Annotated in this window: 22 protein-coding genes and 1 pseudogene; 9 read left to right on the forward strand and 14 right to left on the reverse strand. The window is 71.6% G+C overall.

What is annotated here, in order from left to right:
• The first annotated feature begins 8 nt into the window (after positions 1-8).
• The 3 genes from cyoC (at position 9) to MTDSW087_RS25155 (ending at position 1,924) form a co-directional block, all read left to right on the forward strand.
• Positions 9-629 (forward strand): cytochrome o ubiquinol oxidase subunit III, encoded by a 621-nt coding sequence (cyoC, locus tag MTDSW087_RS25145; protein ID WP_186383994.1) that lies wholly within the window; start codon positions 9-11, stop codon positions 627-629.
• Positions 626-1,009, forward strand: a complete 384-nt coding sequence (gene cyoD, locus MTDSW087_RS25150; protein ID WP_144767783.1) for a cytochrome o ubiquinol oxidase subunit IV — start codon at positions 626-628, stop codon at positions 1,007-1,009. The genes cyoC and cyoD overlap by 4 nt, the downstream gene beginning before the upstream one ends.
• 183 nt (positions 1,010-1,192) lie before the next feature.
• Positions 1,193-1,924 (forward strand): SURF1 family protein, encoded by a 732-nt coding sequence (locus MTDSW087_RS25155; RefSeq protein ID WP_144767785.1) that lies wholly within the window; start codon positions 1,193-1,195, stop codon positions 1,922-1,924.
• 3 nt (positions 1,925-1,927) lie between these two features.
• Here MTDSW087_RS25155 and MTDSW087_RS30450 read toward each other — a convergent pair whose 3' ends face one another.
• From MTDSW087_RS30450 to MTDSW087_RS25175, 5 genes are all read right to left on the reverse strand, one after another.
• On the reverse strand, positions 1,928-2,101 hold the full coding sequence (locus MTDSW087_RS30450) for a hypothetical protein (RefSeq protein ID WP_186383995.1): 174 nt from the start codon (positions 2,099-2,101) through the stop codon (positions 1,928-1,930).
• Positions 2,102-2,282: 181 nt separating this feature from the next.
• The gene (locus MTDSW087_RS25160; RefSeq protein WP_144767787.1) at positions 2,283-2,741 is read right to left on the reverse strand and encodes a Ros/MucR family transcriptional regulator; all 459 of its coding nucleotides are present in this window, start codon (positions 2,739-2,741) and stop codon (positions 2,283-2,285) included.
• Positions 2,742-3,026: 285 nt separating this feature from the next.
• On the reverse strand, positions 3,027-3,878 hold the full coding sequence (locus MTDSW087_RS25165) for a class II glutamine amidotransferase (RefSeq protein ID WP_144767789.1): 852 nt from the start codon (positions 3,876-3,878) through the stop codon (positions 3,027-3,029).
• A gap of 236 nt (positions 3,879-4,114) precedes the next feature.
• A complete protein-coding gene (locus MTDSW087_RS25170) occupies positions 4,115-5,884 on the reverse strand; it encodes an N-acetylglutaminylglutamine amidotransferase (RefSeq protein WP_144767791.1) in 1,770 nt (589 codons plus the stop codon).
• Positions 5,885-6,034: 150 nt separating this feature from the next.
• Positions 6,035-6,250 carry a hypothetical protein gene (locus MTDSW087_RS25175; RefSeq protein WP_142583417.1) on the reverse strand — a complete coding sequence of 72 codons (216 nt, stop codon included), beginning with the start codon at positions 6,248-6,250 and terminating at the stop codon, positions 6,035-6,037.
• Positions 6,251-6,499: 249 nt separating this feature from the next.
• Here MTDSW087_RS25175 and MTDSW087_RS25180 point away from each other — a divergent pair, with 249 nt between their 5' ends.
• Positions 6,500-7,027 carry a thermonuclease family protein gene (locus MTDSW087_RS25180; protein WP_238179010.1) on the forward strand — a complete coding sequence of 176 codons (528 nt, stop codon included), beginning with the start codon at positions 6,500-6,502 and terminating at the stop codon, positions 7,025-7,027.
• Positions 7,028-7,046: 19 nt separating this feature from the next.
• On the opposite strand, the gene MTDSW087_RS25185 is transcribed toward MTDSW087_RS25180, so the two are convergent.
• Together MTDSW087_RS25185 and MTDSW087_RS25190 are read right to left on the reverse strand one after the other, a co-directional pair.
• Entirely contained in the window at positions 7,047-7,280 is a 234-nt protein-coding gene (locus MTDSW087_RS25185) for a hypothetical protein (RefSeq protein ID WP_144767793.1), read from the reverse strand.
• Positions 7,281-7,363: 83 nt separating this feature from the next.
• Positions 7,364-8,194 carry an alpha/beta hydrolase gene (locus MTDSW087_RS25190; RefSeq protein ID WP_144767795.1) on the reverse strand — a complete coding sequence of 277 codons (831 nt, stop codon included), beginning with the start codon at positions 8,192-8,194 and terminating at the stop codon, positions 7,364-7,366.
• 246 nt (positions 8,195-8,440) lie between these two features.
• On the opposite strand from MTDSW087_RS25190, the gene cynS reads away from it, so the two are divergent.
• The gene (gene cynS / locus MTDSW087_RS25195) at positions 8,441-8,929 is read left to right on the forward strand and encodes a cyanase (protein ID WP_144767797.1); all 489 of its coding nucleotides are present in this window, start codon (positions 8,441-8,443) and stop codon (positions 8,927-8,929) included.
• Positions 8,930-8,968: 39 nt separating this feature from the next.
• Here the strand turns inward: cynS and MTDSW087_RS25200 are convergent, their stop codons facing one another.
• Positions 8,969-9,358 carry a hypothetical protein gene (locus MTDSW087_RS25200; RefSeq protein WP_144767799.1) on the reverse strand — a complete coding sequence of 130 codons (390 nt, stop codon included), beginning with the start codon at positions 9,356-9,358 and terminating at the stop codon, positions 8,969-8,971.
• 358 nt (positions 9,359-9,716) lie between these two features.
• On the opposite strand from MTDSW087_RS25200, the pseudogene MTDSW087_RS31510 reads away from it, so the two are divergent.
• The 4 genes and pseudogenes from MTDSW087_RS31510 to MTDSW087_RS25215 all read left to right on the forward strand — a co-directional run.
• Positions 9,717-10,259, forward strand: a pseudogene (locus MTDSW087_RS31510) (CHASE domain-containing protein); the annotation flags it as partial.
• 153 nt (positions 10,260-10,412) lie between these two features.
• On the forward strand, positions 10,413-12,212 hold the full coding sequence (locus MTDSW087_RS31515; protein ID WP_373321960.1) for an ATP-binding protein: 1,800 nt from the start codon (positions 10,413-10,415) through the stop codon (positions 12,210-12,212).
• A gap of 11 nt (positions 12,213-12,223) precedes the next feature.
• The gene (locus tag MTDSW087_RS25210) at positions 12,224-12,658 is read left to right on the forward strand and encodes a response regulator (protein WP_144767801.1); all 435 of its coding nucleotides are present in this window, start codon (positions 12,224-12,226) and stop codon (positions 12,656-12,658) included.
• Positions 12,659-12,682: 24 nt separating this feature from the next.
• On the forward strand, positions 12,683-13,729 hold the full coding sequence (locus MTDSW087_RS25215) for a sensor histidine kinase (RefSeq protein ID WP_144767803.1): 1,047 nt from the start codon (positions 12,683-12,685) through the stop codon (positions 13,727-13,729).
• A gap of 46 nt (positions 13,730-13,775) precedes the next feature.
• Here the strand turns inward: MTDSW087_RS25215 and MTDSW087_RS25220 are convergent, their stop codons facing one another.
• The 6 genes from MTDSW087_RS25220 to MTDSW087_RS25245 all read right to left on the reverse strand — a co-directional run bounded on the left by MTDSW087_RS25220 (position 13,776) and on the right by MTDSW087_RS25245 (position 19,115).
• The gene (locus MTDSW087_RS25220; protein ID WP_144767805.1) at positions 13,776-14,531 is read right to left on the reverse strand and encodes an aspartate/glutamate racemase family protein; all 756 of its coding nucleotides are present in this window, start codon (positions 14,529-14,531) and stop codon (positions 13,776-13,778) included.
• A gap of 39 nt (positions 14,532-14,570) precedes the next feature.
• A complete protein-coding gene (locus MTDSW087_RS25225) occupies positions 14,571-15,926 on the reverse strand; it encodes an amidohydrolase family protein (RefSeq protein WP_144767807.1) in 1,356 nt (451 codons plus the stop codon).
• 5 nt (positions 15,927-15,931) lie between these two features.
• Positions 15,932-16,750, reverse strand: coding sequence for an amino acid ABC transporter ATP-binding protein (locus MTDSW087_RS25230; RefSeq protein ID WP_144767809.1), 819 nt, complete (start codon positions 16,748-16,750; stop codon positions 15,932-15,934).
• Positions 16,744-17,397, reverse strand: coding sequence for an amino acid ABC transporter permease (locus MTDSW087_RS25235; protein ID WP_144767811.1), 654 nt, complete (start codon positions 17,395-17,397; stop codon positions 16,744-16,746). The genes MTDSW087_RS25230 and MTDSW087_RS25235 overlap by 7 nt, the downstream gene beginning before the upstream one ends.
• Before the next feature lie 19 nt (positions 17,398-17,416).
• Positions 17,417-18,277, reverse strand: coding sequence for a transporter substrate-binding domain-containing protein (locus tag MTDSW087_RS25240; protein WP_186383996.1), 861 nt, complete (start codon positions 18,275-18,277; stop codon positions 17,417-17,419).
• A gap of 91 nt (positions 18,278-18,368) precedes the next feature.
• Positions 18,369-19,115, reverse strand: coding sequence for a GntR family transcriptional regulator (locus MTDSW087_RS25245; RefSeq protein WP_210248311.1), 747 nt, complete (start codon positions 19,113-19,115; stop codon positions 18,369-18,371).
• Positions 19,116-19,259: the final 144 nt, after the last annotated feature.

The raw sequence follows: 19,259 nt of genomic DNA on the forward strand, positions 1-19,259 counted from the left end.
CCTCGATGATGCACACGGACACTGCGCCCCCCGGCACCGAGCCGATCTTCCACCTGGAGGAGGAGCACCATCCGGAGACCAGCACCCTGCTCGGGTTCTGGATCTACCTGATGAGCGACTGCCTCATCTTCGCGGTCCTGTTCGCCACCTACGGCGTGCTCGGGCGCAACTACGCGGCCGGCCCTTCCCCGAAGGACCTGTTCGACCTGCCGCTCGTCGCGCTGAACACGGCGATGCTGCTGTTCTCGTCGATCACCTACGGCTTCGCGATGATCGCGATGGACAAGGGCCGGCAAGCGGCGACGCAGGTCTGGCTCGCGATCACCGGGCTCTTCGGCGCGGCCTTCCTCGGGATCGAGCTCTACGAGTTCAGCCACCTCATCCACGAGGGCGCCGGACCGCAGCGCTCCGCCTTCCTATCCTCCTTCTTCACGCTGGTGGGCACCCACGGCCTGCACGTCACCCTCGGCCTCGTCTGGCTGATCGTGCTGATGGTACAGGTGACACAGCGCGGCCTGATCCCCGAGAACCAGCGCCGGCTGATGTGCCTGTCGATGTTCTGGCACTTCCTCGACGTGGTCTGGATCGGCGTCTTCACCTTCGTCTACCTGATGGGAGTCCTGCAATGAGCGCCGAGACGGCCCACCACGGCGACGAGCACGGCCACCACGACGGAGCGAGCCACGGCTCCCTGAGCGGCTACGTCACCGGCTTCGTGCTCTCGGTGATCCTCACAGCGATCCCGTTCTGGCTGGTGATGGCCCGCCCGGTCGAGAGCGCGCTCTGGACCGGGATCATCATCATGGCCTTCGCGGCGGTGCAGATCGTGGTCCACATGGTCTACTTCCTGCACATGAACACCAAGTCGGAAGGCGGCTGGACCATCCTGGCCCTGATCTTCACGGTGACCCTCGTGGTGATCACGCTTACCGGCTCGCTCTGGGTGATGCACCACCTCAACAGCAACATGATGCCCATGTCGGTGCACGACATGCGTCACGCCCCTTGAGGGCTGCGTCCATCCTCTCGTGACCCGAGGAGGATGGACCATAAGGCGAAGCCGTGGATGGCCCACGTCCCTGATCTCATGGATCAGGGACGTGCTTCATCTCCTTGTCGGAACGTATTTTTTCGCGTCGGACCGGCCATCGTTCCAGCGGGCTCCGCAGCTCTCTCGCTCAAGGGAACGGCCATGCGGACGGGACCTGCCACGACCCGACGCAGCCTCGCCGGGCTTGCCGTCATCGACGCGCTGGCGGTGCTTCTCGTCGCCGCCCTCCTCGGGCTCGGTACCTGGCAGCTGCATCGCCGGGCCTGGAAGCTCGACCTCATCGCCCGCGTCGAGGCCAATGCCCATGGCGAGCCCGCCGCACCGCCCGGGCCCGGTGCCTGGCCGGAGATCGGCGAGCGCGACGCCTATCGGCGGCTCGCGCTCATCGGGACCTACCTGACCGGCCGCGACACCCTGGTCCAGGCGGTGACGGAGCGGGGCGGAGGATTCTGGGTGCTGACCCCGCTGCGGACGCGCGCGGGCTTCACGGTGCTGGTCAACCGCGGCTTCGTGCCGGAGCGCTCCGCGCCGCCGCCACCGGCGGGCGAGACCGCGCTTGCCGGCCTCCTGCGCCTGACCGAGCCGGGGGGCGCTTTCCTCCGCACCAACAACCCGGCGACGGATCGCTGGTACGCGCGCGATGTGGCCGCGATCGCGCAAGCGCGCGGCCTCTCGGCGGAGCCCGACGGCATCGCGCCCTATTTCGTCGATGCGGAACGCTCGGGAGAGGCCAACCCCGTGGGCGGCCTGACAGTGATCCGCTTCCGCAACGACCACTTGGTCTACGCGCTCACGTGGTACGCCCTCGCCCTGATGGTCGCAGGCGGCACCCTCTATCTCAACGTCGATGCGTGGCGGCGGCGCAGGCCCTGACGATCAGCGCCGGGTATCGTCGATCTGGGCGAGGAGCAGGGCGCGCAGGCGCGCGCCGGGCTCGTCGCGGGCGCGGCGATCCGCCAGGATCGCGGACCACAGGATGGCGGCCTCGCTGCGGTCGCCGGAATTGCGCGCCTGGGCGCGCGCCGGAGAGGACGTCTCACGACGGTTCATGGCAATTCCTCCCGATTCGTCTCGGGTCGAGCCCGTTTCCGCGCCGGATTAGGCCCGTCGATTGCCACAGTCCAGCCCAAATCTCAGGCAGCACAGGACAGCCGCCCCGCTTCGTCAGGGCGATCGAAATGAATTCCATCGTGAATACAGATCGGCGCCCTCGCCGGGCGCCGGATCCGGATCAGGCGGCGTCGCGCCGCCCGCCCGAGCGCTCCGCCTGGGCGCCGGGACGGCCGAGGCCGATCTCCTTGGCGAGCGCCGAGCGCTGGGCCGCGTAGCCCGGAGCGACCATGGGATAATCCGCCGGCAGCCCGTAGCGCTGGCGATAGGCCTGCGGTGTGAGGCCGTGCTTGGTCAGGTGCCGCTTCAGGGTCTTGTAGGGCTTGCCGTCGATGAAGCTGACGATTCCCTCGTCGGTGATCGACTTCCGGATCTGGGCAGGGGTCGGCCGCTCCACCTCGATCTCGGGCTCGGCTGCAACCGATCCGGCACCGGCAAGACCGGCGAGCGCCGCATGGACCTTGGCGATCAAGGCCGGCAGCTCGGCGGCCGGCACCGGATTGTTCGATACGTAGGCCGCGACGATGTCACCCGCGTACGCGATGATGTCGGGATTCTGACCCTGAAGTTCTTCTGCCATCTGTGATCCAGTTGGTTGTCGTCGCCCCCGACATTGTCTTTCCGGGGGGCCGATCAAGGGGCCGGCCCCCGAGTCTTGCGCAGACCTCGCCGGCCGGGGATGCACGCCGCTCCCTTGCCGCCGTCGACCAGCCCCGATCGGCCGAGGGATCTTTGACGACCATGCTGGTCCGCAGCCGCGGCTGTTACCTCCGGCCCGGCGCTGCAGAAACCACATGGATCAATACTGGATCGACCGGATGCCCCCGGACGACAATCCCCGCTCTCCGACGACGTCCACGCCGAATCAGGCGCGCAGGCGGACCTGCATGCGGGGCAGGGGGGCCGGCCGGTCGAGCCCATATTCCTTGAGCGAGACCACGCGGACCGGCTCGTCCCGCCGCGCGATCACCACGCTGTTGTCGGGCACCGGTGTCCAGGTGGCTGGCTCCCGGTCGAGAGGCTCGGAGACGACGACCACGCCGGCCTCGCCCTCGCGGTAGTACATGCTGTTGGCGTCGTCGTTGGCCGCGTAGCGGAAGGCGTAGAGGTCGCGCCCGTCGGCGAGCGCCGCGGTGAAGCGGAAGGGGTGGCCGCCCTCGTTGCCGCCGACGAGGTCGGTGATCGTGGCGAGCGTCCGTGCGGTGGCGGCGACGGGGTCGCGCGGCTCGCCGGCTTCGCCGCCCGGCCCCATCAGCCCGGCGCCGAGGATCGCCAGGAACAGGGCCTCCGAATCCGTGGTGCCACCGCGGGTCGGATAGAGCTCGTCCGGGATCAGCGCCTCGATGCGGCGGCGCAGCCGGGTCCAGTCCCCGACATAGCCGTTGTGCATGAACAGCCACGGGCCGCAGGTGAAGGGATGGCAGTTCGGCCGGGTGATCGGCGTGCCGGTCGCCGCCCGGACATGGCCGAAGAACAGGTGCGAGTGCAGGTGGCGGCAGAGGTAGCGCAGGTTGTCGTCCGACCAGGCCGGCTGGACCTCTCGGTAGCGGCCGGGCTCGGGATGGTCGCCGTACCAGCCGAGGCCGAACCCGTCGCCGTTGGTGGCGGCGGTGGATTCCAGCGCCTGGATGCTCTGCGAGACGAGCGAGTGCGCGGGCTCCGTGACGTAGCGCTCAAGCGGTATCGTGCGGCCCCGGTAGGCGATCCAGCGGCACATATGGGGCTCCCTCCCGTGTCTGTCCCGCGCTCGCCTTTCCGGACGATCGTGGAGAAACCGCGTCACCTTGAGCGCAGCGGCGGGGCGCGAGCCGGCAAAGCCGATCACGTCCCCGCGCGATGAACCGGCCTCATACGACATCCGGTTGATCCCTTCGGGATGGCAGATGTCGACTTCGCTCAGACGCCGTGCGGGCTTGCTGATCCCGCGTCCGGTCCGATCGACCGGACGCGGGATCAGATGTCGTGCGCCTGCAGCCAGGCCTCCAGCAGGGCGACCTGCCAGAGCTTCGAATGTCCCTTGGGCGTCAGGGTCCCGTCGGGATCGGCGAGCAGGTGGTCGACGTAGGTTCGGCTGAAGAGGCCGCGCTCCCGCGCCGCGGGGCTGTCGAGCACGTCGCGCACGAAGTCCATGTAGGGTCCGCGGATGTGCTTCAAGGCGGGGACGGGGAAATAGCCCTTCGGCCGGTCGATCACCTCGGCGGGCAGCACCGCGCGGGCGGCCTCCTTGAGGATGTGCTTGCCGCCGCCCTTCACCTTCAGCGCGGCGGGCACGCGCGCGGCGAGCTCCACCAGCTCGTGGTCGAGGAAGGGGACCCGCGCCTCCAGGCCGCAGGCCATGGTCATGTTGTCGACCCGCTTGACGGGGTCGTCCACCAGCATGATCTGCGTGTCGAGCTGGAGTATCTTGTCGACGGGGTCCTGCGCCGCGATCCCACGGAGGAAGCTCTCCACGAAGTCGCGGCTGTAGTCCGGGCCGAGCCATGCCGGGGCCAGGGTCTCGCGCATCTCGGCATGGTCGCGGTCGAAATAGACGCGGGCATAGTCCGCGGCTGGATCCGTCGAGCCGACCATCTTCGGGTACCAATGGTATCCGCCGAAGATCTCGTCGGCGCCCTGGCCGCTCTGCACCACCTTCACGTGCCTCGAGACCTCCTGCGACAGGAGCAGGAAGGCGACCGCGTCGTGGCTCATCTGCGGCTCGGACATCGCGCGGATCGCGAGCGGCAGAGCCTCGAGCGTGCGCGCGGCGTCCACCGCGATCTTGATGTGGTCGGTCTCGAAAGTCTCCGCGACGAGGTCGGAATATTTGAACTCGTCGCCCTCGACGCCGTTCACTGCGTCGAAACCGACGGCGAAGGTCTTGAGGCCGGTCTGGCCCTTGTGCGCGAGCAGGGCCACGAGGAGCGAGCTGTCGAGCCCCCCTGAGAGCAGCACGCCGGTCGGCACGTCGGCGATCTGGCGCCGCTCGACCGCGAGCGCGAGCATGTCGAGGATGCGGGCACGCCAATCGGCCTCGGTGAGGGTCGCGTCCTCGGGCCGCGGGCCGACCTCCAGGGTCCAGTAGGTCTCCTGCCGCCGGGTGCCGTCGGGCTCCACCGTGAGCAGGGTGGCGGGCGGCAGCTTCTTCACGCCCTTGAGGATGGTGTTCGGCGCCGGCACCACGGCGTGGAAGCTCATGTAGGTGTGCAGGCCCGCCGGATCGATCGCGGTGTCGACCTCGCCCGCGGCGAGCAAAGCCGGCAGGGAGGAGGCGAAACGCAGGGCGCCCGCCACCTCGGCGAGGTAGAGCGGCTTGATGCCGAGCCGGTCGCGCCCGAGCACGACACGGCCGCTGTCGCGCTCGTGGATCGCGAAGGCGAACATGCCGAGGAACCGATGAACGCAAGCTCTTCCCCAGGCGTGATAAGCTTTGAGGATGACTTCGGTGTCGCTTGTCGAGAAGAAGCGGTAACCTTTGGCCGACAGCTCCTCGCGCAGGGCCGGGTAGTTGTAGATGCAGCCGTTGAAGACGGCCGCGAGGCCGAGCTCGGAATCGACCATCGGCTGCTGGCCGGCCTCCGAGAGGTCGATGATCTTGAGCCTGCGGTGGCCGAAGGCGATGCGGCCCTGCTGATGGAGGCCCGAGGCGTCCGGACCGCGGGGCGCGAGGCAGCCCATCATGGCGCGCACCGCGCCCGCATCGGCCGGGCCGTCGAACCTGATCTCTCCGGCAATTCCGCACATGGCAGCCGACCGCTCCTTCGCTCGCGACGCGCCCGAGCGGCAGAACCGGCGGCGCGGCCCCGACGTTCCCGGCGGCGTGGCAGCGCAGCCCGAGCCATGCTCCGGGCGCGCGGCTCAAGCCGTGGGCGGGGATCGGCGTGCGGTATGGGATCAGATGCGGGTGCCGTCGTCCTTCGGCGGCTTGCCGCAGCGGAAGCGCGCGACGCGCCAGCGGTCGTGGCTGTTCTGCCAGGCGGCCATCTGGGGCTGGGCCACGGTCATGCACTGCATCGGGGTCTGCACCTCTTCATTGAAGTGGTGCACGCGCATCACGCAGTGGGTGGGATTGGCGACGAGGCAGGTGAGGAAGTAGAGCCCGTAGAGCATGCAGCATTCCCTGTCGTTCGGCGCGCGTCTCCTCCGGTCGGCGATTGATCTTGCCCCTGCAGTGGCAAGGGCCGTGCCGGCTCAACGCCGCGACCGCGGGTCGCATGCGGCGCGTGTCCAAAATGTCGCAGGCACGATCCGTGCAGGACGAGGCGATGCCCGACGGTCCGGCCGCCCCGGCTGCGCGATTTCGCCAAAAAGCCGTGCTGTCGTCGCGACCGACCCCTTTCGCACCCGACACGGATCCTGATGCCGCGCCCGACCGCCATTCTGCGCCCGACCATCGCCCTGCTCCTCGTAGCCCTCGCCCTGCCGGCGTATGCCGCCGAGCCGATCACGGGGCACGCCACGGTGATCGACGGTGACACGATCGAGCTGATGGGCAAGCGGATCGACCTGCACGGCATCGACGCGCCGGAAGCGGCCCAGACCTGCGAGACGGCGCACGGGACGAGCTACCGCTGCGGGCAGGCCTCGGCCGCGGCCCTGCGCGGGCACATCGGCACCGCCGACGTCACCTGCGAGCCCCGGAGCACGGATGCCCGGGGCCGCGTCTCGGCGGTCTGCCGCGTCGGGGGAGAGGATGTCGCAGCCTGGATGGCCGCCCACGGCCACGCCCTGGCGAACCGCCGCCAGACGCAGGCCTACCTGCAGCAGGAGCGCCGTGCCTGGGCGACCCGGCGGGGCCTGTGGGCGGGCACCTTCGAGGAGCCCGCGGACTGGCGGCAGGCACGCCACCGGGCCGAGGCCGCGGCGCATGCGGCCGCGGCGGATTGAGCCGGAACCGACGCCGCTCTCAATCGGGAATGGCGTAGCCGATCGCGCTGAAGACCAGGGCGAGGGCGGTGAGGCGCGCCGCGAACCGTGTCGCGGGGCCGAACGGCCAGGGCTCCGCGGGGGCGGGATCGTGCTCGTAGCGGGCGAGCAGCGTCTCGAAGGTCGGAAGCGCCCGGATCGCGAGGCGGAGCCAGAGGCCGAGCGCCGCGAGCCCGATGAGCAGGCCCCCGTAGGTGAAGCTGTCGTCCAGCACGGAACCCTCGTCCTGCCAGACCCCCTTGGCACAACCTTAAGGCGCAGCCGGCCGGCGAGGCAAGACGGATCCCGCGCTCGGCTTTAGGGCGCCTCCTCCTGCGGCAGGCCGACGAGCCAGTCGTGCAGGGAAGCGGCCGCCGCCTCCCAGCGCGGCTCCAGCATGAGGGCATGGGCGAGGCGCGGGACGATGACCGGCCGCGCTCCGTAATAGGCGCCGGTGCGCCAGACCTCGTCGGCGGGAATGAAGCGGTCCTCGGCGCCGCCGAGGACGAAGCTGCGCGGGGCCTGCCAGGGCAGGGGGGCCCGGGGCGGCAGGCCCTGCAGCTCCGGCCCGATCAGAGGCGATTCCTCGCCGGCCCGCGCCATGAACCGGCGGAAGACCGCCTCCGGCACGTCCTCCGAGAACAGGCCCGCGCGCAGGATCGCGGGATCGGCATGGCGCACCCCGCTCGTGCTCAGGGTGAGCACCTCGCGGAACAGGGCCGGGCTCGTCAGGCTCATGCGCAGGGCCGAGAGGGCGAGGCCCCAGGGCGGCACCGAGGCGAGCAGGGCCATGGCACGGGGCCGCGCGCCCCGGCGCACCCAGTCCTGGATGACGGCGCCGCCGAGGGAGTGGCCGATCGCCACGAGGGGGCCGCCGACCCGCTCCGCCGCTGCGTCGAGATCCGCGACGTAGTCTGAGAGCCGCCAGGAGCGGATCCGCTCGTGGCCGCCGCTGCCGCCATGCCCGCGCAGGCTGACCGCGTAGGCCTCGAACCCAGCCTCGGCGAAATAGGGGAGCACGTGCTCGTCCCAGATCCAGGCGCCGACGGCGATGCCGTGCACGAACAGGAGGCGCGGACCGCCGCGGGGCCTGCGCGGGCGCCGGTCGATGATCTCCAGCCGGATGTCGTGCGCCGATGCGGCGGCCATGCCTCGATCCCGTCCCCGCCCCGTTCCGAGAGGCGTCTTCTACGCAGGAACGCGGTCCGCGGGGAGAGGCCTTTCCGGCCGGCCGGAGGCGCCCCGTGGCGCGGCGCTTGCTTGCCCGCGTCGTCGGATTCGGCCCCTCCGACCGACGTGCCGCGGCCGTCCTCGCCCGCCCGGGACACGGGGCAAGCGGGGCGGCCCGCACCGGAAACCGCCATCCAGCCCGCCGGGAAGCCCCAGAGAGACCCGATGAAGCGCGAAGACCTCACCGAGAAGCTCCTCGACATCAAGCGCGAGAAGGGCTGGACCTGGAAGCACATCCAGGAGGAGATCGGCGGCCTCTCGCCGATCCTGATCACCGCGGCCTGCATGGGCCAGATGAAGCTGCCCAAGGCGCAGGCCAGGAAGGCCGCCGAGCTGTTCGGCCTCTCCGCCGCCGAGGAGCGCATGCTCAACGAGCCGCCCTATCGCGGCTCGATCCCGCAGATGCCCCCCACCGACCCGCTGATCTACCGCTTCTACGAGCTGGTGATGGTCTACGGCACGACCTGGAAGGAACTGATCCAGGAGGAGTTCGGCGACGGAATCATGTCGGCGATCGACTTCAACATGACCATGGAGCGCGAGCCGAACAACAAGGGCGACCGGGTGAAGATGAACCTCTCGGGCAAGTTCCTGCCCTACAAGTACTACGGCAACGAGGAGGGCGTGCCGGATTACGGCTTCAAGGAGCCCTGAGGCCGCCGCTCCCTCCCGCGCCACGCGGGGGAGGGTCGATCATGGCCGGCGCGCGGGCCCGATCCGCCCGCCCGCCGTGCCGAGCCCCGCCTTCGCGCCCGCCCGGTTGACCACGCCGAGGCGCAGCACCGCCTGTTCCAGATAATCGATCGCGTCGAGGAGATGGGCGCGCGCGGCCTTCACCGCCTCGCCCTCCTCGGGCGGGGTCTCGGCGAGCTTGACCGCGGTGATCAGGACCCGGTCGCGCTCGTCCTCGATGCGGGGGTCGCGCTCCACGCGGCCGCGGATCTCGGCATCGAAGGCCTCGACCACCGCGAAGGGCAGGGCGTCCCGGCCCGCCGGCCCGGCGAAGGCGGCCGCAAGACGGCGGCCCGCCTCCGCCGCGCGCGCCAGGGCCTGCGCCGCCCGCGTCTCGCCATCCTCGCCCATCCCGCCTCCTTACGGCACGCCTCCACCCGCCGCGGGGTGGAGGCTGGCGCCTGCATCCGCAAGATGCCAGAGAGATTCGGAGTTCCCCGAGGCAGGATCGCATCCCATCCCCGCCCTGACCCCACCCCGGCCGGCGCCGCCGCGCGCGGCCTCCTATCTCCTGCCGGCCGTGGTTCTGATCGCCGGGCTCACCGCCAGCGTGGCGGTGGCCCTGCAGCTCCGGCAGGTGAGCGGGGCCCGGGACCGCGACCGCTTCGAGCGCCTCGCCACGCAGCAGGCGGACCGCATCCGCGAGCGGCTCGACACCTATGTCGCGCTCCTGCGCGGCACGGCGGGGCTCTACGCGGCGAGCGAGACGGTGACGCGGGCGGATTTCTCCGCCTACGTCGCCCGCCTGCGCCTCGCCGACCTCTATCCGGGCACCCGCGGCATCGGCTTCGCCCGCCGCTTCCGGCCGGAGGAGGGGCTGGTGCTGGCGGAGGCGATGCGGGCGCAGGGCCTGCCCGAGTTCCGGCTGCGGCCGGACCCGCCGGGCACGGAGCCCAGCGCCATCGTCGCGCTGGAGCCCCTGGACCTGCGCAACAGCGCGGCGATGGGCTACGACATGTTCTCGGAGCCCGTGCGCCGCGCCGCCATGGCGCGGGCACGCGACACCGGCGAGGCGGCGCTCTCCGGCCGGGTCGAGCTGGTGCAGGAGATCGACCGGGACAAGCAGCCGGGCTTCCTCGTCTACCTGCCGGTCTATGCGGGCGGCGCGGTGCCGGAAACGGAGGCGGCGCGCCGGGCCGGCCTCGTCGGCTGGACCTACAGCCCGTTCCGGGCCGGCGACTTCTTCCCCTACGTCTCGATCCCCGCGGCGGCCGGGGGCGCGCCGGAACTCGCCTTCAGGATCCAGGACGGGCCGGAGCCTGGGGCGGATCCGGGGGCGGACAGCCCGCTCTACGCCTCTCCGGCCTGGCCGCGGGCGGCGGAGGCGGGGGGCCTGACGGCGCGACGCAGCGTGCCCATCGCCGGGCGGACCTGGACGCTCACCGCGACGACCACGCCCGCCTTCATGCGCGACCCGTCCGGCCAGGCCTGGCCCTGGATCCTCGGCCTCGGCGGACTCGTGACCCTGGCGCTCGGCGGCGCGGCGCTGGCGCAGGGCCGCGCGCAGGCCCGCTCGGAAGCGGCGCGCTTCGACTTGGAGGAGGAGCGGAACCGGCTGGAGCTCCTCAACCGGGCCGGGCCGGCCCTCGTGGCCGAGCACGACGTCGAACGCCTCGTCCAGACGGTGATCGAGGCCGCGACCCGCCTCGTCGGCGGTGCCTACGGCGCCTTCTTCGAGCGGGTGCCGGCGGGCGCCGAGGGCAATGCGGAGGAGGTCTGGCGCCTGTTCAGCCTCACCGGCGGCCCGCGCGAGGCCTTCACCCGCTTCGGCCTGCCGCGGGCGACGAACCTGTTCAAGCCGACCTTCCTGGCCGAGGGCGTGGTGCGCTCCGACGACGTGGCGCAGGATGCCCGCTACGGCTCGCACGGGGGCATGCCCGCGGGCCACCTGCCGGTGCGCAGCTACCTCGCGGTGCCGGTGATGTCGGGCTCGGGCGAGACGCTGGGCGCCCTGCTGTTCGGCCATCCCGAGCCAGCCCGCTTCGGCCCGCGCGAGGAGCGCCTGATCACGGGCTTCGCCGCCCAGGCCGCGGTCGCCCTCGACAATGCGCGCCTGCTCACCTCGATCCTGCACGGGCAGCAGCGCTTCCAGGCCGCGATCCAGGCGGTGCGCGGCATCATGTGGACCAACGACGCCAACGGCCGCATGGCCGGCGAGCAGCCCGGCTGGGCCGCGATCACCGGGCAGTCCTTCGCCGAGTACCAGGATTTCGGCTGGGCCGACGCGGTCCACCCGGACGACCGGCAGCCGAGCGTCGACGCCTGGAACGCGGCGGTGGCCGGGCGCCGGACCTTCGTGCACGAGCACCGGGTGCGCTCGAAGGACGGGGCGTGGCGGACCTACGCGATCCGCGCCGTGCCGGTGCTCGACGGGGCGGGCGCCATCCGCGAATGGGTCGGCGTCCACACCGACATCACCGAGCAGCGCGAGGCCGAGGCCGAACTCCGGGAATCGAACGAGGAGATCCAGCGCTACGCCTACATCGTCAGCCACGACCTGCGCGCGCCGCTGGTCAACGTGATGGGCTTCACGAGCGAGCTGGAGGCGGTGCAGGCGGATATCCGCGAGGCGACCGCCGGCCATCCGAAGGCGCCCCAGATCGAGGGCGACGTGGCGGAGGCGCTGGGCTTCATCCGCGCCGCCATCACCAAGATGGAGGCGCTGATCGCCGCGATCCTCAAGCTGTCGCGCGAGGGCCGGCGCAGCTTCCGGCCGGAACCCATCGACATGGCCGCGCTGATGCAGGGCCTCGCCGACGCGCAGCGCCATCAGGCGGACGCGGCGGGCGCCCGCGTCGCGATCGCCGCCGACCTGCCCGACATCGTGGCCGACCGGCTTGCCGTGCAGCAGATCTTCGGCAACCTGATCGACAACGCGCTCAAGTATCTCGACCCCACCCGCCCCGGCCGGATCACGGTCACGGGCGAGCCCATCGCGGGGGGCCGCGTGCGTTACGCGGTTGCCGATAACGGCCGCGGCATCGCCCGGCAGGACCATGCCCGCATCTTCGAGCTGTTCCGCCGGGCCGGCGCCCAAGACCGGCCGGGAGAGGGGATCGGGCTCGCCCACGTCAAGGCGCTGGTGCGTTCCCTCGGCGGGCGCATCACGGTCTCGTCGGAGCCGGGGATCGGCACCACCTTCAGCGTGACCCTGCCGCGCGACGGCGCCGCCGGGGCCGCGGCCCCGCCGCTCGCGGCCGAGTGAGGACGAATTCCATGCATCCCGTCTGCATCGTGATGATCGAGGACGACGAGGGCCATGCCCGCCTGATCGAGCGCAACATCCGCCGGGCCGGCGTCAACAACGACATCGTTCCCTGCCGGACGGGAACGGAAGCCCTGGCTTATCTGTTCGGGCCGGACGGCTCGGGCGAGGCGAGCGCGCGGCGCCATCTCCTGATCCTGCTCGACCTCAACCTGCCGGACATGACGGGCCTCGACATCCTGGAGAAGATCAAGGCGAACGCGCATACCAAGCGCTCGCCGGTCGTGGTGCTCACCACCACCGACGACGCGCGCGAGATCCAGCGCTGCTACGATCTCGGCGCCAACGTCTACATCACCAAGCCCGTCAATTACGACGGCTTCGCCAACGCCATCCGCCAGCTCGGCCTGTTCTTTTCGGTGATGCAGGTGCCGGAAAACCCATGAACGCCGCCCGATGAGCCCCGCCCCATGAGTTCCGACATGCCGGCGCGGGGCCGCATCCTCTACATCGACGACGATCCGGGCCTCGCGCGCCTCGTGCACCGGGCGCTTTCCGCGCGCGGCTACGCCGTCGAGGCGGTGGCGAGCGGGGAGGCGGGTCTCGCGCGGCTGGCGGAGGGCGGCATCGACGCCGTCGCCCTCGACCACCACATGCCCGGCCGGACCGGGCTCGAGCTCCTGCCCGAGATCCGGGCCCTGCCCGACGCGCCCCCCGTCATCTACGTCACCGGCTCGGAGGACAGCCGCGTGGCGGTGGCCGCGCTGAAGGCCGGGGCGGTCGACTACGTCTGGAAGGACGTGCAGGGCCATTTCCGCGAGCTTCTCGGCGAGGCGGTCGACACGGCCCTGCGCCAGGCGGCGCTCCGCCGCGACAAGGAGCGGGCCGAGGCCGCCGTGCGCGAGGCGCGCGACCGGGCCGAGCTCCTGCTGCGCGAGGTGAACCACCGCGTCGCGAACTCCCTGGCGCTGGTGGCCGCGCTGGCGCGCATGCAGACCAACGCCGTCTCGGACCCGGCCGCCAAGAGCGCGCTGGAGGAGATGCAGGCTCGGATTTCGGCCATCGCGGGGATCCACCGGCGCCTCTACACCTCGCAGGACGTGGAGGCGGTTGAGATCGACGCCTATCTCGCGAGCCTCGTGGAGGAGCTCGAGGCCGCCATGAAAGCGGCGGGGCGCGACCACCCCATCCGCCTCAAGGCGGAGCCGCTCCGCCTCGCCACCGACAAGGCGGTCTCGCTCGGCGTCGTCGTCACCGAACTCGTCACCAACGCCTACAAATACGCCTATCCGGCCGGCTCGTCGGGCGAGATCCGCGTGCACATCCAGCCGGAGGGCGGCGGCACGCTGGTGCTGACGGTGGCCGATGACGGGGTCGGCTGGACGGGGCAGGGCACGCCGCGCGGCACCGGCCTCGGCTCCCGCATCATCCGCGCCATGGCGACGAACCTGCGCTCGCAGATCGCCTACGACGCGGACGGGCCCGGCACGCGGGCGGTGCTGCGCTTCCCGGCCTGAGCGGGCCGGCCTGAGCGGGCCACAGACCGAGCGGGGAGGCGGGCCGTCAGCCCGGCTCCCCCTCCCGGTGCTCGATCCAGGCGGCGAGCGCCGGGGACAGGCCGGTGGCGGGTTTCGGGCCGGGGCGGGCGAAGCGGCCCGAGGCGGGCGCGCGCGCGCCCATCCGCACCAGCGCCTGGGCTTGGCCCAGGGCGGCGGCGAGCGGGTCGACCAGCGGCACCGGCACCGCCGCCCCGACGCGCGCGGCGAGACCGGTGAGCGGCGCGCCCGCCAGGATCACCGCGTCGGCCCCGTTCTCGGCGGCGCGCGCGGCCAGCGCCACGATCTCGCTCTCCAGTTCGTGCTGCACCTCGGTCACCGAGCGGAACTCGCCCTCGGCGGCGAGCAGTCCGGCGCAGCGGGCATGCAGCCCGGCCTGATGCACCGCGTCCTCGTACCAGGGCAGGAGCTTGCGCGAGAAGGTGACGATGGAGAAGCGCTGGCCCAGCATGCAGGCGGTGAGCATGGCGGCCTCGGCCATGCCGACCACGGGCAGGTCGAACAGCTCGCGGGCGGCGACGAGGCCCGGATCGCCGAAGGCGGCGATCACAGCGGCGTCGTGGCCGGCCTGGTGCTCGGCGAGCGTCTCCAGCACCGCGGCGCCCGCGAGCTGCGCCTCGGCCCGGCTCGCGATGTAGGGCAGGCCCCGCATGGCGGTGAGCGGGGTGACGCGCACGTCCGGCGCGAGGGCCGCCGCGGCGGCCTCGGCCATGCGCTCCGTCATCGCCGCGGAGGTGTTGGGGTTGAGAAGAAGGATCTTCACGAAAACGATGACCTTGTCCTGGAACTCGCGCGGCCTCTCTCAGCCGCCGGCCGCCCGCGCCCACAGGGCCGCGATGGCCGTTTCCGCCTCCCGGCGAACCGCTTCGGCATCGACCTTCGTCGGACGGCCGTCCTCGACCACGACCTCGCCGTCCACGATCACCGTCTCCACGTCGCGCCCCTGGGCCGTATGCACGAGGGTGCCGAGGGGGTTGCGCGCCGGCGTCAGGTGCGGGCGGCGCAGGTCGAGGAGCACGAGGTCGGCGCGCTTGCCCACGGCGAGGCTGCCGATCGCGTCCGCGAGCCCCATCGCCCGGGCGCCGCCGAGCGTCGCCATCTCGAACACGGTCTCCGGCTGCCAGTCGGCCGTGACCGCGCCCTGCTGGATGCGGCCGACGGCGAGCGCCCAGCGCATCACCTCGACCATGTCGGCATGCATGTTGTCGGTGCCGAGGCTCAGCCGCGCGCCGGCCGCGCGCAGGGCCTGGGTCGGCGCGATGGTGGCGCCCGTGGCGTTGCCCTTGGCGATATGCGCCACCGTGATCCCGGCCCGGCCGATCCGGGCGATGTCGTCGGCGCTCACATGGATGCAATGGGCGGCGAGCAGGCGGTCGTTCAGGAGGCCGACCTCGTCGAGCAGCTCCGGCGGGCTCAGCCCGTCCCGCGCGCGGATGCGGGCGAGCTCGACCTTGCTCTGCGAGAGATGCGTCGTCACCCGCAGGCCGGTGCGCTCCGAGGCCTCGCGGATGCGGCGCAGGAAGGGCGTCGAGCAGGTGTCGGGGGCGTGCGCGGCGAGCTGCACGCCGATGCGCAGGTCCGACTTGCCCTCGTAGCGCTCGGCGAGCGCCAGCGCCTCGTCCAGCGTCCGCTCGCCGATCGCGTCCCGGTGCTCCCAGCGGCCGGTGGAGACCCCGCTGAAATCGACGTCGTGGATGCGCCCGCAGGACCAGACGCGCAGGCCGAGCTCCGCCATGGCGGGGGTGACCACGTCGGCATGGACGAAGGTGTCGTTGATCAGCGTCGAGCCGAACAGCATCGCCTCGAGCGCCCCGAGCCGGGCGATCGCGTAGGCCTCGTCGGGGCGCACCATGTGCCCCTGCGGGATGCCCGGCGTGTAGGCGGGGGCGAAGCCGAGATCCTCGGCCACGCCCCGCACCATGCTGAGATTGGCGTGGGTGTGGATGTTGAGGAGGCCGGGAATCGCCAGCCGCCCCGGCCGGTGCAGGGTCTTCCGCGCGGCCGGCGGCTCGCCCGCATCGGCCTCGATGCCGACCAGGCGGCCGGCCCGGATGCCGATCCGGGCATCGGCGATCGGGGCGGCGCCGGGCTCGCCCGTGAGCGCGGTGACGCCGGTGACGAGGAGGTCGAGGGGTTCGGCTGGATTCGGGTCGTCCATGTCGCTCACCGGTCGAGGACGTGGGTCAGGAAGCGGCGGGTGCGGGGGTCGCTGGGGTCGGTGAAGATCGCCTCGGGCACCCCCTCCTCCACGATGGCACCGTCCTCCATCACGATCAGCCGGTCGGCGACCTGACGGGCGAAGCGCATCTCGTGGGTGACGACGATCATGGTCAGGCCCTCGCGGGCGAGCCCCCGCATCACGTCGAGCACCTCGTGCACGAGCTCCGGGTCGAGGGCCGAGGTCGGCTCGTCGAACAGGATCAGCTCCGGCTCCATGGCGAGCGCCCGCGCGATCGCCACGCGCTGCTGCTGCCCGCCCGAGAGCTGGGAGGGCCGCTTGTGCATGTGCTCGGCGAGGCTCACCCGGGCGAGCTGGGCCTTCGCCCGCGCCTCGGCCTCGGCGCGCGACAGGCCGAGCGTCCGGCGCGGGCCGATGGTGACATTGTCCAGCGCCGAGAGGTGCGGGAACAGGTTGAAGCGCTGGAAGACGAAGCCGAAGCGGCGGCGCTGCCGGGCGAGCGCCGCCTCGCCTAAGGGGCGCCAGCGCCCGTCCGGGCCCGGCTCGCCGCCGACGCTCTCCCCGGCGAGACGGATCTCGCCGCCGCTCGGGGTCTCCAGATGGTTGAGGCAGCGCAGCACCGTGGTCTTGCCGGAGCCCGAGGGGCCGATCAGCACCAGGGTCTCGCCGCGGGCGAGGTCGAAGGAGATCCCCTTCAGGATCTCGCGGGCGCCGTAGCTCTTGCGCAGGGACCGCACGGAGAGGAGCGGCGCGGCGGGGACCGCCAGGGGCGGAGCGGGAGCGTGCAGCGCGGTGCTCACCATGCCGGCAGCCTCCGCTCGAGCTGCCGCGACACGTAGGCGAGGCAGGAGATGATCACGTAGTAGTAGAGTGCCAGCAGCGCGAAGATCTCCAGCGGCACGAAATGCGAGGCGATGATGGCCTGGCCGGAGCGGGTCAGCTCGTAGACCGAGATCACCGAGAGCAGCGAGGTGTTCTTGACGAGCGTGATCAGGTCGTTGGTCAGCGCCGGCGTCATCGGGCGGATCGCCTGCGGCAAGAGCACGTGGACGAGGATCTGCCCACGGGTCATGCCGATGGACTTCGCCGCCTCGCTCTGGCCCCGTTCCACCGAGCCGACCGCACCGCGCACCACCTCGGCGACGTAGGCCGCGCTGTTGAGCGAGAGCGCGAGCACGCCGGAGATGAACTCCCCCGGCCGCCAGCCGAGCATCGGCAGGCCGAAGAACACGATGAAGATCTGGATCAGCAGCGGCGTGCCGCGGATGAAGTCGACATAGCCGCGCACCACCAGGCGCGCGGGGGCCGGCCCGCCGAGGGAGATCAGACCGAGCGCCACCCCGCCCGCGAGCCCGAGGATGCCGGCCAGCGCGGCGATCTTCAGGCTGGTCAGCGCGCCCTGGGCGAGGAGGGGGATGGCCATCGTGACGACGGCCCAATCGATGGTCATGGTCGGATCGGGGAGGGGCTCAGGTGAAGGTCGGAACCTTGTCGGCGAGGTCCATGCGGATGCCGAACCACTTCTCCTGCAGGGCGTAGATCTCGCCCGAGGCCTTCAGCGCCGCGATGCGCTCGTCGAGGAAGGTGGTCAGCGCGACATCCTCCTTGCGCAGGCCGATGCCGGCCCAGTTGCGGGGGCCGATGTCGCGCACGATGGCGTAGCGGCCGGGCGCGTCCTTCGTCACCTGGGTCAGGGTCGGCAGGGCGTTGATGACCCCGTCGACGGAGCCTTGCGCCAGGGCGAGATAGGCGGCGGGGTGGTCGTCGTAGGTCTTGATCTCGGAGAAGCCCTTGCCGGTCGCGGCCTTGAGCTTCGCCTCGAGGGCCGTCTTCATGGTGTCGCCGGCGGAGCCGAGCTTCACCCCGAGGATCTTGCCGGCCATGCCGTCGAGGGACTTGATCGTGCCGGCATCGCCCGCGCGGATCAGCAGCTCCTGCGTCGCCTCGGTGTAGGGGATGGTGTAGCCGACCTTCTGGACCCGCTCCTTGGTGTAGGTGAGCGAGGTCATGATCACGTCGAAATTGCCCGCGTAGAGGGCAGGGATGACGCCGGCCCAGGCGGTGTCCACCATCTCGACCGTCACGCCGAGGGGCTGGAACAGGAGCCCGGCGAGGTCGACGTCGTAGCCGACGATCTTGCCGCCGTCGCGGAAGGTGAAGGGCCGGTAGGCCGCCTCGCAGCCGACCCGGGCGACGCCCGCCTTGCGCAGGTCCTCCGGGCCGCGCCCCGCCGCGAAGGCGGCGCCGCCGAGGGCGGGCAGGGCGAGGGCGCCGGCCGCGCCTCGCAGGAGGGTGCGGCGGCTGAAGGATGCGTCGTACGTGCGGGCCATGGCGACCTCTCCCGGATGCGTCGCGGCAGCGACATCCAAATTGCATGCCATTTTAAAAAAGCAAGCGTTTCCAGGGCACGCCCCTGGAAATTCACCAGGCCGTGCTGCGGGTGGGACCGCCGGCCTGATCCAGCCCGTCCGCGACCGTCTCGCCGGTGCGGCAGAGATGCTGGCGCCAGACCGTCCGGGCCCGCTCCGGGTCGCGGCCCCGGAAGGCCTCCATCAGCGCCTCGTGCTCGCCGACCGATTCGGCCCAGCGGGCGGGATCGAAGATCGCGACGTAGCGGCCGCGGCGGGCCCGCAGCATCAGGGTGGCGTGGCTGCCGATCAGCACGGGGTTGTCGGACAGCTTCACGACGAGGTCGTGAATGCGGCTGTTCAGCTCGAAATAGGGATCCTTCTCGCGCGCCTCGAAGTGGCGCAGCATCTGCGCGTGCAGATCCTCCAGCCCCGCCAGCGCCGCCGCGTCGGCGGTGAGCACGGCGCGCCCGGCGGCGAGGCCTTCCAGTTCGGCGATCACCTCGAACAGGTGGCGCGCCTCCGCGGAGGTGAGCGACATCACCCGGGCGCCGCGGTTCTGGCTGATCTCGATGAGGCCGTCCGCCTCGAGGAGCTTCAGGGCCTCGCGCATCGGGGTGCGCGAGACGTTCAGGCGCTCGCAGAGCACGCGCTCGACCACGCGGCTGCCCGCGGCGAGCTCCCCGCGCACGATGAGGTCGCGCAGGGTGTCGGCGACCTGGCGCGCGAAGGGGATGCGCCGCGACAAGGGCAGGCCGCGCGCGCCCAGCACGATCCCGGCCTGCGGCATCTCGGCGGCCCCCGTCTCCCGCTCTTCCACGGCAGAACCTCCCATCACGCGAGCAACGTATCGTTTTCTCGACTGAGAGCCCGTCCGATAAGGGGCTGAGGCAGGGTTGAGTGGCCGGGATGGCAGTGATTCCAAGAGGGTGCTGAAACCTGACCTGGATCTGCCATGTGGACC

The sequence above is a fragment of the Methylobacterium dankookense genome, assembly GCF_902141855.1.
In the GTDB taxonomy this organism is placed as follows: domain Bacteria; phylum Pseudomonadota; class Alphaproteobacteria; order Rhizobiales; family Beijerinckiaceae; genus Methylobacterium; species Methylobacterium dankookense.